Source organism: Roseovarius bejariae (genome assembly GCF_009669325.1).
GTDB classification, from domain to species: domain Bacteria; phylum Pseudomonadota; class Alphaproteobacteria; order Rhodobacterales; family Rhodobacteraceae; genus Roseovarius; species Roseovarius bejariae.
Genome location: NZ_SZWE01000001.1, coordinates 511,962 through 525,387, shown reverse-complemented (window position 1 = coordinate 525,387; position 13,426 = coordinate 511,962). Strand labels below are relative to the sequence as shown.

13 protein-coding genes and 1 riboswitch are annotated in these 13,426 nt (G+C 65.4%); of the genes, 7 read left to right on the top strand and 6 right to left on the bottom strand.

Features of this window, described 5'->3' with window-relative positions:
• Positions 1 to 28 precede the first annotated feature (28 nt).
• Both FDP25_RS02545 and purD read right to left on the bottom strand, forming a co-directional pair.
• The gene (locus FDP25_RS02545) at positions 29 to 922 is read right to left on the bottom strand and encodes a bestrophin family protein (protein WP_154148628.1); all 894 of its coding nucleotides are present in this window, start codon (positions 920 to 922) and stop codon (positions 29 to 31) included.
• Positions 919 to 2,184 carry a phosphoribosylamine--glycine ligase gene (gene purD / locus FDP25_RS02540; RefSeq protein WP_154148626.1) on the bottom strand — a complete coding sequence of 422 codons (1,266 nt, stop codon included), beginning with the start codon at positions 2,182 to 2,184 and terminating at the stop codon, positions 919 to 921. The genes FDP25_RS02545 and purD overlap by 4 nt, the downstream gene beginning before the upstream one ends.
• A gap of 73 nt (positions 2,185 to 2,257) precedes the next feature.
• Between purD and xseA the strand changes: the two genes are divergently transcribed.
• Positions 2,258 to 3,754: an exodeoxyribonuclease VII large subunit gene (gene xseA, locus FDP25_RS02535; protein WP_154148624.1), complete on the top strand. Its 1,497-nt coding sequence runs from the start codon at positions 2,258 to 2,260 to the stop codon at positions 3,752 to 3,754.
• Between the two features lie 15 nt (positions 3,755 to 3,769).
• On the opposite strand, the gene FDP25_RS02530 is transcribed toward xseA, so the two are convergent.
• Complete coding sequence (locus FDP25_RS02530) at positions 3,770 to 4,123, bottom strand: DUF995 domain-containing protein (RefSeq protein WP_246175745.1); 354 nt, start codon at positions 4,121 to 4,123, stop codon at positions 3,770 to 3,772.
• Positions 4,086 to 5,294 carry an alkane 1-monooxygenase gene (locus FDP25_RS02525; RefSeq protein WP_154148622.1) on the bottom strand — a complete coding sequence of 403 codons (1,209 nt, stop codon included), beginning with the start codon at positions 5,292 to 5,294 and terminating at the stop codon, positions 4,086 to 4,088. Before FDP25_RS02525 ends, FDP25_RS02530 begins: the two co-directional genes overlap by 38 nt.
• A 179-nt stretch (positions 5,295 to 5,473) precedes the next feature.
• Here FDP25_RS02525 and FDP25_RS02520 point away from each other — a divergent pair, with 179 nt between their 5' ends.
• From FDP25_RS02520 to ftsY, 3 genes are all read left to right on the top strand, one after another.
• On the top strand, positions 5,474 to 7,159 hold the full coding sequence (locus FDP25_RS02520) for an NAD(P)H-dependent oxidoreductase subunit E (RefSeq protein WP_154148620.1): 1,686 nt from the start codon (positions 5,474 to 5,476) through the stop codon (positions 7,157 to 7,159).
• Positions 7,156 to 7,779 (top strand): lysoplasmalogenase family protein, encoded by a 624-nt coding sequence (locus FDP25_RS02515; RefSeq protein ID WP_154148618.1) that lies wholly within the window; start codon positions 7,156 to 7,158, stop codon positions 7,777 to 7,779. The genes FDP25_RS02520 and FDP25_RS02515 overlap by 4 nt, the downstream gene beginning before the upstream one ends.
• A gap of 93 nt (positions 7,780 to 7,872) precedes the next feature.
• Positions 7,873 to 9,231 (top strand): signal recognition particle-docking protein FtsY, encoded by a 1,359-nt coding sequence (gene ftsY / locus FDP25_RS02510; protein ID WP_154148616.1) that lies wholly within the window; start codon positions 7,873 to 7,875, stop codon positions 9,229 to 9,231.
• An 11-nt stretch (positions 9,232 to 9,242) separates the two neighbouring features.
• Here ftsY and FDP25_RS02505 read toward each other — a convergent pair whose 3' ends face one another.
• Complete coding sequence (locus FDP25_RS02505) at positions 9,243 to 9,737, bottom strand: MgtC/SapB family protein (protein ID WP_154153019.1); 495 nt, start codon at positions 9,735 to 9,737, stop codon at positions 9,243 to 9,245.
• Between the two features lie 66 nt (positions 9,738 to 9,803).
• On the opposite strand from FDP25_RS02505, the gene FDP25_RS02500 reads away from it, so the two are divergent.
• From FDP25_RS02500 to FDP25_RS02490, 3 genes are read left to right on the top strand one after another with little or no spacing between them, the layout of a single operon-like run.
• Entirely contained in the window at positions 9,804 to 10,706 is a 903-nt protein-coding gene (locus FDP25_RS02500; protein WP_154148613.1) for an EamA family transporter, read from the top strand.
• Positions 10,707 to 10,720: 14 nt separating this feature from the next.
• A complete protein-coding gene (locus FDP25_RS02495; RefSeq protein WP_154148611.1) occupies positions 10,721 to 11,329 on the top strand; it encodes an inner membrane-spanning protein YciB in 609 nt (202 codons plus the stop codon).
• Positions 11,326 to 12,096, top strand: a complete 771-nt coding sequence (locus tag FDP25_RS02490) for a phosphate/phosphite/phosphonate ABC transporter substrate-binding protein (protein ID WP_154148609.1) — start codon at positions 11,326 to 11,328, stop codon at positions 12,094 to 12,096. Before FDP25_RS02495 ends, FDP25_RS02490 begins: the two co-directional genes overlap by 4 nt.
• A 138-nt stretch (positions 12,097 to 12,234) precedes the next feature.
• Here the strand turns inward: FDP25_RS02490 and FDP25_RS02485 are convergent, their stop codons facing one another.
• Positions 12,235 to 13,179, bottom strand: coding sequence for an alpha/beta hydrolase (locus FDP25_RS02485; RefSeq protein WP_154148607.1), 945 nt, complete (start codon positions 13,177 to 13,179; stop codon positions 12,235 to 12,237).
• A gap of 119 nt (positions 13,180 to 13,298) precedes the next feature.
• Positions 13,299 to 13,376, top strand: a riboswitch (SAM riboswitch).
• Positions 13,377 to 13,426: the final 50 nt, after the last annotated feature.

Genomic DNA, 13,426 nt, shown 5'->3' with positions numbered 1-13,426 from the left:
TCGGATCGCGCAAGCGATCCGAAGCCACTCAACTCAGGTAATAATTCCTCGGGCTCAGGCGCTCGGGCGGCTCCACGCCAAGGTGCGGGGCAAGGCTGATCTCGATCGTCCGGCACATGGCATCGAGCGGCAGGCCATTGACGGTTTCGCCAAAGGGCGTGGCCAGTTCCTCGGTCACTTCCGCCAGGCCGAAGAAAACATAGGCGATCATCGCCACGAAAGCGGGCGTCATCCAGCCCGCGGGTTCCAGCAGGGCCAGGGGCACCAACAAGCAGTAAAGATAGGTCGTGCGGAACACCAAGAGCGAATAGACGTAAGGCAAGGGCGTGGTGGCGATGCGTTCACAGCCCGCCTGTGCCAATGCGATACGGCCGGTCCGCTCTGAAAGCGCCTTGAGCCCGAAACCGTCGATCTGGCCGGTCTGTTTGCCGGCGATGAGTTCGTCGTTCAGACGGTTGAGCACGGCGCAGGGGGGATGCGGTGCCGGTCCGAAATCCGTGTCATGCCATCGGCGCGCGGCCTGTGGTGCGGGCAAACCGCGCAATTGCGCCCGATGGTGGTGGAGGAAGGCCAGCGTCAGGCGCTGCACGGTTTCGCGCCGCGTGTCGTCCTCGAGGAAAAGGGCCGCTTCCCGCGCCAGGGCCCGGCTATCGGCCACCAGTTGCCCCCAGAGCTTGCGCGCCTCCCACCAGCGGTCATAGGCGGCGTTGTTGCGGAACCCCAGGAACAGCGACAGGGCCACGCCGAAGACGGCGAAGGGGGCGGCGCTGGTGTGGGTGAGGGTGACGGCATAGCGATCCACCGCCACAAGGGCGGCGGCGATTACCGTGACCCCGACAATCCGCGGCCAGATATGCGGCAGGACCGAGCCGCGCAGCGCGAAGAGCAGTTGCAGCAGCCCGGGTTTGTCACGCAGGATCATTTGAGCGCGCGCCAGCCGATGTCGCGGCGGCAGACCCCTTGCGGCCAGTCAATTTTATCAACCATGGCATAGGCGCGGTCGCGCGCCTCTTGCAGGGTGTCCCCCCGCGCGGTGACGTTCAGGACACGGCCCCCGGTGGCGATGATCTGGCCATCCTTTTCGCCGGTGCCCGCATGGAAGACCATGTTGAAGCTGTCCTCGGGGCAGTTCTCCAGCCCCTTGATCACGCTGCCTTTTTCATAAGATCCCGGGTAACCTTCGGCGGCCATCACCACGGTCATGGCGTGGTCATCGGCCCATTGGGCCTTGACCTCGGACAGCCGCCCTTCGGCGGCGGCCTGCATCAGGTCCAGCGCCTGCGCGCCCAGCCGCATCATCAGAACCTGGCATTCCGGGTCTCCGAAGCGGACGTTGTATTCCACAAGGCGCGGCTGGCCGTCCTTGATCATCAGCCCGGCATAGAGCACGCCCTGGTAGGGCGTGCCGCGCTCGGCCATCACCCGCAGGGTGGGGCGGATGATCTCGTCCAGCGCTTTCGCCGCCACCGCGTCGGTCAGGACGGGGGCAGGGGAATAGGCCCCCATGCCGCCGGTGTTGGGGCCGGTGTCGCCTTCGCCGATGCGCTTGTGGTCCTGCGCGGTGCCGATGGGCAGGGCGTCGGTCCCGTCGCAGAGCACGAAGAAGGACGCCTCTTCGCCTTCCATGAATTCCTCGATCACCACCTCGGCGCCGGCGCCGCCGAAGGCCCCGCCGAACATGTCGTCGATGGCCGCAAGCGCCTGTTCTTCGGTTTCGGCCACGATCACGCCCTTGCCCGCGGCAAGGCCATCGGCCTTGACCACGATGGGCGCGCCATTGGCGCGGATATGCGCGCGGGCGGACTCGGCATCGGTGAAATGACCGTAGCCCGCGGTGGGGGCTAGGGCCGCGTCGCAGATTTCCTTGGTGAAGCTTTTGGAGGCTTCAAGCCTTGCCGCCGCCTCGGACGGACCAAAAACCAGAAGGCCCGCATCGCGCAGCCGGTCGGCCACGCCTTTGGCCAGCGGGGCCTCGGGGCCGATGATGACGAAATCAATCGCGTTTCCGTCGCAGAAATTGACCACCGCCGCGCCATCCTCGATGTCCAGCGTGGCACATTCGGCGATCTGGGCGATCCCGGCATTGCCCGGCGCCACGATCAGCTTGTCGCACTTGGGGTTTTGCATCACCGCCCATGCGAGGGCATGTTCGCGCCCGCCGCTTCCCAGAATGAGGATGTTCATCTGCCGGTCTCCTGCTTGGCCTTGCTTGGCAGGCGTTCTAAGGTGGGTGCAGAGCAGACACAAGGCGCGCGCGATGTCCGACCTGATAGACGATCCGATGCAGGGCGAAAACGCCCCGGAATTTTCCGTTTCCGAGATTTCGGGGGCGGTGAAACGCACCATCGAGGGCGAGTTTTCCCATGTCCGGGTGCGCGGCGAGGTGGGCCGGGTGAGTCGCCCGCGTTCGGGCCATGTCTATATGGACCTCAAGGACGATCGCGCGGTTCTGGCCGGGGTGATCTGGAAAGGGATCGCGGCGCGCCTGCCCGTGCAGCCCGAAGAGGGGATGGAGGTGGTGGCCACGGGCCGGTTGACCACCTTCCCGGGGCAGTCGCGCTATCAGATCGTGATCGAGGATATCAAGCCGGCGGGGGTCGGCGCGCTGATGGCGATGCTGGAGGCGCGCAAGAAGGCGCTGGCGGGCGAGGGGTTGTTCGCGCCCGAACGCAAGCGGCCCCTGCCGTTTCTGCCCGAGGTGATCGGGGTGGTGACCTCGCCCTCGGGGGCGGTGATCCGGGATATTCTGCATCGCTTGCGGGATCGGTTTCCGCGCAAGGTGCTGATCTGGCCGGTGGCGGTGCAGGGCGAGCGTTGCGCGCCCGAGGTGACCCGCGCGATCGAGGGGTTCAATGCGCTGACGCCGGGGGGCGCCTTGCCCCGGCCTGATTTGCTGATCGTGGCGCGCGGCGGTGGGTCGATCGAGGATTTGTGGGGGTTCAACGAGGAATCGGTGGTGCGGGCGGCGGCGGCCAGTGACATTCCGTTGATTTCCGCCGTCGGACACGAAACCGATACCACGCTGATCGACTATACCTCGGACAAGCGCGCGCCGACGCCCACGGCGGCGGCGGAACTGGCGGTTCCGGTGCGGCTGGACTTGCTGGCGTGGCTGGACAATCAGGACGCGCGCCTGACCCATGCCCTGACCCAAGGGGTGGCGACACGGGGGCAGCGGTTGCGCGATCTGTCGCGCGCCTTGCCGCGGGTCGAGACGCTTGTCGAGGTGCCGCGCCAGCGGTTGGATGCATGGAGTGATCGCTTGCCTGCCGCGCTGATCCGGGGGGTGCAACTGCGGCGGGTGAAACTGTCGGAGGCGGCGGGTGCGTTGCGGCCCGGGCTGTTGCGCCGGGGGGTCGAGGGCGACCGGCGGCGGTTGCACAATACCGCCGCGCGGCTGAACCTGCATACCCTGAAGCGTGACATAGAAGGCAAGCGGCGCGACCTTGACGGGTTGACGCGGCGGTTCACCGATGCCGCCACCCGGCAGCAACAGGGGTGGCGGGATCGTCTGGACGGACTTGAACGGCTACGTGAAACGCTGGGCTACAAGGCGACGCTGAAGCGTGGTTACGCGGTGGTGCGGGGCGACGGGGATGTCGTCACCACCAAGGCCGAGGCGGCCAAGGCACGCGCCCTTGAGATCGAATTTGCCGATGGTGTGCTGGACATCGGGCAGGGGGCGGGGCCTAAACCCGCGCGCAAATCCACCAAGCCGAAGGGCACGCCGCCGGATCAGGGCAGTCTGTTCTGAGGCTCGCCTGACTGCCTAGACGCCGACCTTCGGCCCCGGACAGTCCAGTGGTTCGTCGCTTTTGCGGACCTCGTAAAGCTCGGTTTCCTGAAGATCGTTTTCATACCGGGCGATCAGGCCGCCGGGGCTGTCCAGAAAACTCCAGCATTGCGGCTCGGGGCGGTCTTCGTAGGTGAAACAGATCAGGCCCGTCTCATCGGTGAACCAGCGGCCCTCCTTGCAGTCTCCATCAAGGAACGACCAGCGCACGCGGCGGTGTTCGAGGTATTCCTCGGCGCCGTAAGGCGCGCCGCCGTTGCCGTAATAGAAGGTCTTGCCGGTGGTGTAGGCCTCAAACTCCGCCGCGGTCATCGGCCGGTCGGCGGCCATGGCCGGGGCGCTTGCCATCATCAGGCAGAGGGTCAGGGCGCGGTGTGTCATGCCGCCAGTCTGGCACAGAGCCGGGGAGCACGCCACCCGTGCGCGCCCGGGCCAGCACGGCGGGCGGGATATCGCGGGCCGTGGGGGTGTTTTCCACCACTTGCCAGCCGGGGCGCCACGCCTCGCAAAGCGGGTCCATTATCCGCCGCCAGAGGGGCGGGATGGTGGCGATACAGGCCATGACCGGCAGGGAACGGGGCAGTGTCGGCATGCGCGCCTGATCCAGTTGCAGTGCGGGAAAGGGCCGGTTCGGGCTGACGTGGTGATCGGAATGGCGCGGCGCATTGACCATCATGGCCGAGGAATACCACTCGGGCGCGTTCCACGAATGTTGCGGGCCGACAGGTTCCAGCCGCCCATCGGGCATGCGCGCGCGGCGCAGGCCGTAGTGCTGGACGTAATCGGCCATCAGGATCTGGATCTGTGCATGGATCGCCATGACGCAGAGCGCGGCGATGCCCCCGGCGCCCAGCGACAGCCCGGCAATCGAGATGAGGCCGACCGCGCCGACGGTGTAGATGACGTAGGGGTGTGACAGGGTGAGCTTGCCGCGCCTGAGCCGCGTTTCTACCCTGTAGGCGCCTATGAAGGACTGCCACCATGCGCGCGGCGCAAAGCGCCAGAACCCCATGCCGCGGGGTGGGCTGTTGGGGTCCTTGTCGCTTCCGACATGGGCGTGGTGAATCAGCATATGCGCGCTGGCGTGATGGCCCATCAGGAGAGAGGTATAGATCAATCGCCCCATCAAGCGCAGGGCGCGGGGCGGGCGGTGGATCAGCTCATGCGCCACGGGGTGCGAGATTTGCCCGAAGAGAAGGGCGGAGGCCAGCAACACGAGGATACGGTCGAGCGTGGCCAGCCCACTGGGCCCGGCCACCGCCCAGAGCGCCATGGCCAGAAGCGCGAAATGTGCCAGCCCCAAGGTGACAAGCAATTGATCTGCGGCTGGAAATTCGGCCTCCGGGTCGGCATTCTTCGCCTCGCGTGCGGTCAGCCTGTCGATCATGAAGACCAGAACCGTGATATAGCCAAGCGCGGCCCAGCCCCAAGGCCCGCCATAAAGGGCGGCCATGGCGATCAGGCCCACGGGGGCTAGCGTGGCGACGGCGAAAAGGCCCATGATGTCATCCCGGTTTGGATTGTTGTATAGTTGAAAGGGTAAATCCGGCCTTACCGGGGCAGCACAGGGGGAATTTTGCGGCGGCTGAAACGCTTACGGCTGTCTCAATGTCGCTTTTGGCCACGCATGGCGTGGGGCGGCGCACTATCCCATGGGCAAAGATCATCAGGGGACGACGCATGGCACTGGATGAACGCAAAGGCGTATGGAAATCGGGCAAGGGCAAGGGGCGGCATACGCCCAAGGGCCGTCAGCTTGAGGATCAGGCGTGGGATGAAGTGCGTGAGCTGTTGGGCGACGGGCCGCGTCGGCGTGATTTGTTGATCGAATACCTGCACCTCGTTCAGGACAAGTTCGGCCACCTGTCGGCGGCGCATTTGCGCGCTCTGGCAGAGGAACTGCGTATCGCGCAGGCCGAGGTTTACGAGGTGGCGACATTCTATGCCCATTTCGACGTGGTGAAAGAGGGCGAAACCCCGCCGCCCGCACTGACCATCCGGGTCTGCGATTCGCTGGCCTGCGAACTGGCGGGCGCACAGCAATTGCAGGCGGCGCTTGAGGAGGGGTTGGACCCGTCCGAAGTGCGCGTTTTGCGTGCGCCCTGCATGGGGCGCTGCGATACCGCGCCGGTGCTGGAACTTGGCCACAAGCATATCGACCACGCCACGCCCGAGAAGGTGCAGGCGGCGATTGCGGCGAATGATACTCATGCGGAAATCCCGGAATATCAAGGGCTTGCCGACTATCGTTCAAGTGGCGGTTACGAGAAGCTGGCCGAGTTGCGCGAGGGCGGCGATTTCGAGACCGTGCAGCAGGAGTTGCTGGACGCGGGCCTGCGCGGGCTTGGCGGGGCTGGCTTCCCCTCGGGGCGCAAATGGGGCTTCGTGCGGGCCGAGGCCGGGCCGCGTTACCTGGCCGTGAATGGCGACGAGGGCGAGCCGGGGACCTTCAAAGATCGCTTTTACCTTGAGCGGCAACCCCATGTTTTCCTTGAAGGAATGCTGATCGCCGCATGGGCCGTCGAGGCCGAGACCTGCTTTATCTACATGCGTGATGAATATCCCGCTGTTCTGGAAATCCTGCGCCGTGAGATTGCCGCGCTGGAAGAGGCCGGGATCGTCGCGCCGGGCTATATCGAACTGCGCCGCGGCGCGGGGGCCTATATCTGCGGCGAAGAAAGCGCGATGATCGAGTCGATCGAGGGCAAGCGCGGTTTGCCGCGCCACCGCCCGCCCTTCGTGGCGCAGGTGGGCATTTTCAACCGCCCGACCTTGGTGAACAACGTCGAGACGCTTTATTGGGTGACCCGCGTGTTGCGCGAGGGCAAGGAGATCCTCTCGGACGTCGAAAAGAACGGGCGCAAGGGGCTTCGCTCCTACTCGGTCTCGGGGCGGGTGAAAAACCCGGGCGTGCATCTTCTGCCCGCCGGGTCGACCATCACCGATATCATCGAGGCCGCCGGCGGGATGCTGGAGGGCCATGCCTTCAAGGCCTATCAGCCGGGCGGTCCGTCCTCGGGGCTGTTGCCTGCCACGCTGAACGACGTGCCGCTGGATTTCGATACGCTGCAACCGCATGGCTCCTTCATCGGTTCGGCCGCCGTGGTGGTCCTGTCGGATCAGGACAGTGCCAAGGAGGCCGCGCTGAACATGCTGCGGTTCTTCGAGGATGAAAGCTGTGGCCAGTGTACGCCGTGCCGGGCGGGCTGTGAAAAGGCGGTCAAGCTCATGCAGGCCGATGCCTGGGATCAGGACCTTCTGGAAGAGCTGTGCCAGACCATGGCGGATGCCTCGATCTGTGGCTTGGGGCAGGCGGCGCCCAACCCGATTCGCCTGACCATGAAACATTTCCCCGACGAGGTGTGACCGCGCTCTGGACAGGACTCGCGGGGGGTGCGGCCCTTGCCTATGGCCTGTGGTTTTGCCACCGGGAGCCCTCGGCCCTGCGGAGCGTGATCAAGACGCTGCCCCTTGGGGTCATGGCCGGGATGGCCTATGCCGCCGTCGCGCCCCTTGCCTTGGTGGTGGGGCTGGCCCTCTCGGCGCTTGGCGATCTGTCGCTGTCGCGCCGGGGCGAAGCGGCCTTCCTGACCGGCCTTGTCGCGTTTGCCGCCGCGCATATCGCCTATATCTGGGTCTTTGCGGGACTGGCGCAGGGGGCTGTGCCGCTTGTGCCCGCCGCGATGCTGCTTATCTATGCGGCAAGTAGCGAGGTTTGGCTTGCCCCGTTTACCGGCGCGCTGCGCTGGCCGGTGCGGGGCTACGTGGTACTGATCACCGGCATGGGTCTGACGGCGCTGATGCTGCCTGTGGGCTATGGGATCGTGACTTTGGGGGCGGGATTGTTCATCGCCTCGGATACCCTGCTTGCGGTGCAGATGTTCCGCATGTCCCCCGATCACCCGCGCCAGCGGGCGGTTTCGGTGGCGCTCTGGGCGCTTTATATTGCGGCGCAGGGGCTGATCCTTTGGGGCTTTACCGGCTGACAGGGGGCAAGCCTTTCAAATCCTCATGATCCGCAGTAAAGCGGAAGGCGGTTGACCGGTTTTCGGCAGTCACATCAACCCAGCGGAGGACGCATGGCGTTTTTCAAGAAACTCAAGGATCGGTTGTTCAAATCCTCGTCCAAGATCGAGGATGGTCTGGATGCGATTGTCGAGGAGGGCGGCGAGGAGGAGCTTGTCGAGTCCCCCGAGGAGACACCCGCGCCGGAGCCTGAGCCGACGCCGGAACCTGAACCTGAGCCCGAACCCGAGCCGGAGCCCGAACCCGAACCGGCCCCCGAGCCGGAACCAACGCCAGAACCGGAGCCTGAGCCTGAACCGGAGCCTGAGCCGGAACCCGAGCCTGTGCCGGTGCCCATGCCGGAGCCGTCGCCCGAGCCCGCCCCGCAAGAGGTTCCTCCCGCGCCCAGCGAAGTGCCGCCTTCGGCCCCGCCGGAAATGCCCGGTGAGATGCCGCAGGAAACCCCGGTGCGCCCCGACCCCGCGCCGTCGCCCACGCCAATTGAAATTCCAACCAATGAACCCCGTGCCGAAGCCCCGCAAAAGCCCGGCTTTCTGGGCCGTCTTCTGGGCCGCGGAGAGGGGAAGAAAACCGTCACCCGCCGGGTTTTGGACGACGATATGCTGGAGCAGCTCGAAGAGTTGCTGATCACCGCCGACATGGGGGTGGATACCGCCCTGCGCGTCACTGCCAACATGGCCGAGGGGCGCATGGGCAAGAAGCTGTCGACGCTGGAGATCAAGGAACTTCTGGCGCAGGAAATCGCCCGCATCATGGACCCCGTGGCGCGGCCCATGCCGATCTATCCCAAGACCCCGCAGGTGGTTCTGGTGGTGGGCGTCAATGGGTCGGGCAAAACCACGACCATCGGCAAGCTGGCCAGCCAGTTCAAGGCGGCGGGCAAGTCGGTGGTGATTGCCGCCGGTGATACCTTCCGGGCTGCCGCCGTCGAGCAGCTTCAGGTCTGGGGCGACCGCGCCGGGGTGCCGGTTCTGACCGCACCCGAAGGGTCGGACCCTGCCAGCCTTGCCTATGACGCCATGGAAAAAGCGCAGGCCGAGGGCGCGGACCTGTTGATGATCGACACTGCGGGCCGTTTGCAGAACCGTCAGGACCTGATGGAGGAACTGGCCAAGATCGTGCGCGTCATCCGCAAGAAGGACGAAAGCGCGCCGCACAACACCCTTCTGGTGCTGGATGCCACCACCGGGCAGAACGCTTTGTCACAGGTGGAAACCTTCCAGAAGCTGTCGGATGTTTCGGGGCTGGTGATGACCAAGCTGGACGGTACCGCGCGGGGGGGTGTTCTGGTGGCCTTGGCCGACAAGTTCGGTCTGCCGATTCATGCGATTGGCGTGGGCGAGCAGATTGACGATCTGGCGCCCTTCGACCCCGAGGAATTCGCCGCCGCCCTGACCGGGTTGGAGGCGTGAGGGCGGGGGCCCTAATGCGTGCCCATCCATGTCTCCAGCAGGCGCACGAGATAAAGAACCACCAGCACGATCGCCGTGGCCATTGCGGCCAGCGGCATTTGGCCCGCCCCGCAGGCCAGCCCGATCGCGCCCGCCAACCACATGGAGGCCCCGGTGGTGATGTTGTGAACCTGACCGCGCGAGGTAAAGATGATCCCCGCCGCCAGAAAGGCCACGCCCGCCGTCACCGCCTCGATCAGGCGCAGGGGGTCGACGCGCAGCGAATCTTCGGCCCCGAAAGGCAGGGCGGCCAGTTGCTGACTGATCAGAATGAACAGGCAGGCGGCCATGGAGACCAGCATGTGGGTGCGCAGGCCCGCCGGTTTGTGGCGGTGTTCGCGCTCGGCCCCGATGCAAGCGCCCAGAACCAGGGCCGCGGTCAGGCGGGTGCCCGCGATCAGGGGCGAGACGGCGGAAAAGGTGCCCGAAAGCTCGTTGGCGATGGTGTCGAAGGCGTAGTCGTACATGGGGGTGCCTTTGTCTAGCTCGGGCAAGCCTAGCACGCCTCGGCCGCAAAGCGCGAGGGGCAGGGGATGAGTGATTGGCTGATCTCGCTGGAAGGCACTGAGGCGGGGCACAGGCTTGCCTTGGCCTTGGCCCTTATGGCGGCGCTTTTGCACGCGGCTTTTGGCGCGATGCAGAAGGGGCGGTACGACCCTTGGCTGATGCGTGGGGCAATCGACGGGGCCTATGGGCTGATGGCGGCGCCGCTGGCGCTGTTCGTGGTGCCATGGCCCGGGGCGCATATGTGGCCGATCTTCGCGGGCGTCTTCGTGATCCATCTGGCCTACAAGGTACTGCAGGCCATGGCCTATACGCGCGGGGCCTATACGGTGGTCTACCCGGTGGTGCGGGGAACCGGGCCGCTGTTTACGGTGATCGGGGCGTACCTGTTGTTCGGAGAAAGCTTCACGCCGCTGCAATGGCTGGGTGTCGGGGTGCTTCTGGCCGGGATCTATGGGCTGGCGGCCTATAACCTGCGGTTCTATCCGATTGACCGGGAAACCCTGCCTGCCGCGCTTGGCCTGGCGGTGCTGACCGGGCTGTTCGTGGCGCTATACACCACCTATGACGCCTATGGTATTCGCGCGGCGGCGGACCCATTCACCTTCTTGGCGTGGTTTTTCTTTGTCGACGGGCTGATCATGCCTGTGGTGGCCTGTTCGCGGTGGCGCAACATGCCCACGCCGCCCGCCCTTTCGCCGCTGATTTTGCGCGGGGTGATTGGCGGGTTGGTGGCGTTCGGCTCTTTCGGGGCGGTGATGCTGGCCACGCGGCTGGACAAGGTGGGCGAGGCCGCCGTTTTGCGCGAAACCTCGACCGTGTTCGCGGCGCTGATCGGCTGGCTGGTGCTGAAGGAAACCGTCGGGCCGCGACGGATTGCATTGATGGCATTGATCGCGGCGGGCGCTGTGATAGTTGAGATGGGCGGATGACAGGCGAGGACCCGATGAGCGAGCAGAAAACACACCCGATGATCAAACCGGCGCTGGAGTTCGGCCCGATCCTGGCCTTCTTCGTGGCTTACCTGTGGCTCAAGGATGAGGTCTTTACCATCGGCGGGCAGGACTATGACGGGTTCATCGTGGTGACCGCCGGGTTCATTCCCGTTTTCCTTCTGGCCATGGGCGCGCTTTGGTGGCTTACGGGGCACCTGTCGAAGATGCAGGTGGTCACGGCGGTTCTGATCGTGGTCTTTGGCGGGATGAGCGTGTGGTTCAACGACCCCCGGTTTTTCAAGATGAAGCCGACGATCATCTACCTGCTGTTCGGCGGGGTTCTGGGCTTTGGCCTGATGCAGGGGAAATCCTACATGCAATCGCTGATGGATGGGGTCATGCCGCTGAGCGATGAAGGCTGGCTGATCCTGACCAAGAGAATCTGCTTTTTCTTCCTTGGGCTTGCAGTGCTGAACGAGCTTGTCTGGCGCACCATGAGCGAGGAGACTTGGGTCTATTTCAAGACCTTCGGCCTGACGGCGGCGATTTTCCTGTTCTTCATGACGCAAGGCGCCCTGTTCCGGCAGTATGGCACCGAGGACGACGAGGGCGAGGAATGATCGCCAACCTCATGATGTATGCCCGGCCCGAAACCGAAGCGGCCACCGCGCGGCTTTGGGCTCTGATCCGGGCGGCCTTGGCCGAACGCGGGGTCGAAGCCCCCGAGGTGTTGGCGCAGGACGCGGGGGAGTTCGAGGTCTGGACCGCCCCCGACCTGCTGCTCAGCCAGACCTGCGGCATGCCTTATCGCTTGTGGCTGCATGACCGTGTGGCACTTGTCGGGACGCCGGATTATGGGCTGGATGGCTGCGCGCCGGGGCATTACCGCAGCGCCGTGGTGGTGCGCGCCGATGATCCTCGGGACGACCTGACCGCGTATCGCGAGGCGACGTTTGCCTATAACCAGAGCTTCTCGCACTCGGGCTATGCGGCGCCCTATGCGCTGTGCGCCGAACATGGATTCTGGTTCGAGAACCGGGTGCAGACCCATGGCCACCGCCTGTCGGCGCGGGCCGTGGCCGAGGGGCAGGCCGACATCGCCGCCCTCGATGGGGTGACGTGGCGCCTGATGCAGGATCATGGCGAGCTGTCCGGCCGCCTGCGCGTGCTGTGCTGGACCGGGGAAAGCCCGGGCCTGCCGCTGATCACCGCCGGGCAACAGGACGCCGGGGCCATCCGGGCGGCGGTGAAACAGGCGATAGACGCCTTGGAGGAAACGGACCGCGCGGCCTTGGGCCTGCGCGGCCTGGTGGATATTCCCAAGGCGGCCTATCTGTCGGTGCCCAATCCGCCGCAAAGCGCGGGTGCGCGGCCAAGGCCGTTTTGAGCAAAGCTGTTTAAAGGAGTGGCTTCGCCACGCCGGTTTGAGCGCGCTGACGCGCGCCGATTGGGGGCGCTGCCCCTCCGTTGAAAATCTGGGATTTTCAACGTTTCCCCGGAGTATTTTGGGAAAGATGAAAAGCGGTCAGAGTGGCGTTTGGGGGCGGGCGGTTGCGCCGCTAGGAACTGTCCAACCCGCAGGCCAGATGCGTGACCAGCGCGGATCGCAGCCCTTGGGCAGGGCCGCGCGCAACTGCACCAGTGGCAGGTCGTCGGGCCGCCGTAGCAGCGCGCGGTAGAGGGGAAAGACCCCGTGCCGGATATAGGACGACCAATGGCAGATGCGCCCGCCCGGCGGGGCGATCCCGAATCCCGCGCTGCGCAGGACGCGCAGGGTTTCGGGGTGGTCCAGTTGCAGGGTCAGGGTATTGCGGGACAGCGGCATGCCATGGGCCAGCGTCCAGTCACCGCGTTTCGGCGGGGCGACCAGACGCTCCAGCAGGAAATCGAACAGGTCGTTTTCGCGGCTGGTGACATTGATGATCTCGGCGTTGGTCCCGGCGGGGCTTTGCAAGGCACTGCGGGCGGTTTCGCCATAATCCGCCCCCGACAACAGGATCACCCGGCCAACCCGCTGCGCGCCGACATGGGGCAGGGCGGTCAGCGCCACCCGCGCGCCCAGAGAATGCGCCAGAAGGTGCACGGGGCGCCCCGGGGCGATCTGTCCGATCATGTCGATCAAGGTGGCGAGGGCGCGCCCGGCCTTTGCGGCGCGGTCATAGGCGCCCCAGATCGTGCCGCGCGCAGGCCAGCCGAATGCGATGGCCAGCCCTTCATCCCGCGACAGCCCATCGAACCCGAGGCCGCGCGGCCAACTTACGGCCTTGGCGCAGTCGCGGCGCGGCGAGAGCGACAGGATATGCCGGTGCGGGCAGGTTTCGTGGTGTTGCGGATCGAACTTGTACCCGTGAATCATGATGACGATGGGGCCGCCGCGGTTCAGCCCTTGCCGCAAGGCCGGGATCAAATCCCGGGGCGTTCCGTGAAGTCCTGGCCCATCCGGCCCGGCGTTGATCTGCAAAACTGGCATGGTTCCACCCATCCACCGCAAGATGTTGTGGTTAGCGGATAGTCAAACCCTACGACAGTTGCTTGAAGGCTTTGTTAAAGCTGCGTGACGGTGTTGACGGGTCACACCGCAGGCGCTAATGCGATTCCCGTGGCGATTTGTGACCGGATTGCGGGCCACGTTAAACATTCCGCTAAAGAGGCGAAGCATGAGGCAACCCCTTTCGCTTGGCCGCGAACGGGGTTTTTTCATGGGCGGGCGAGGCCCT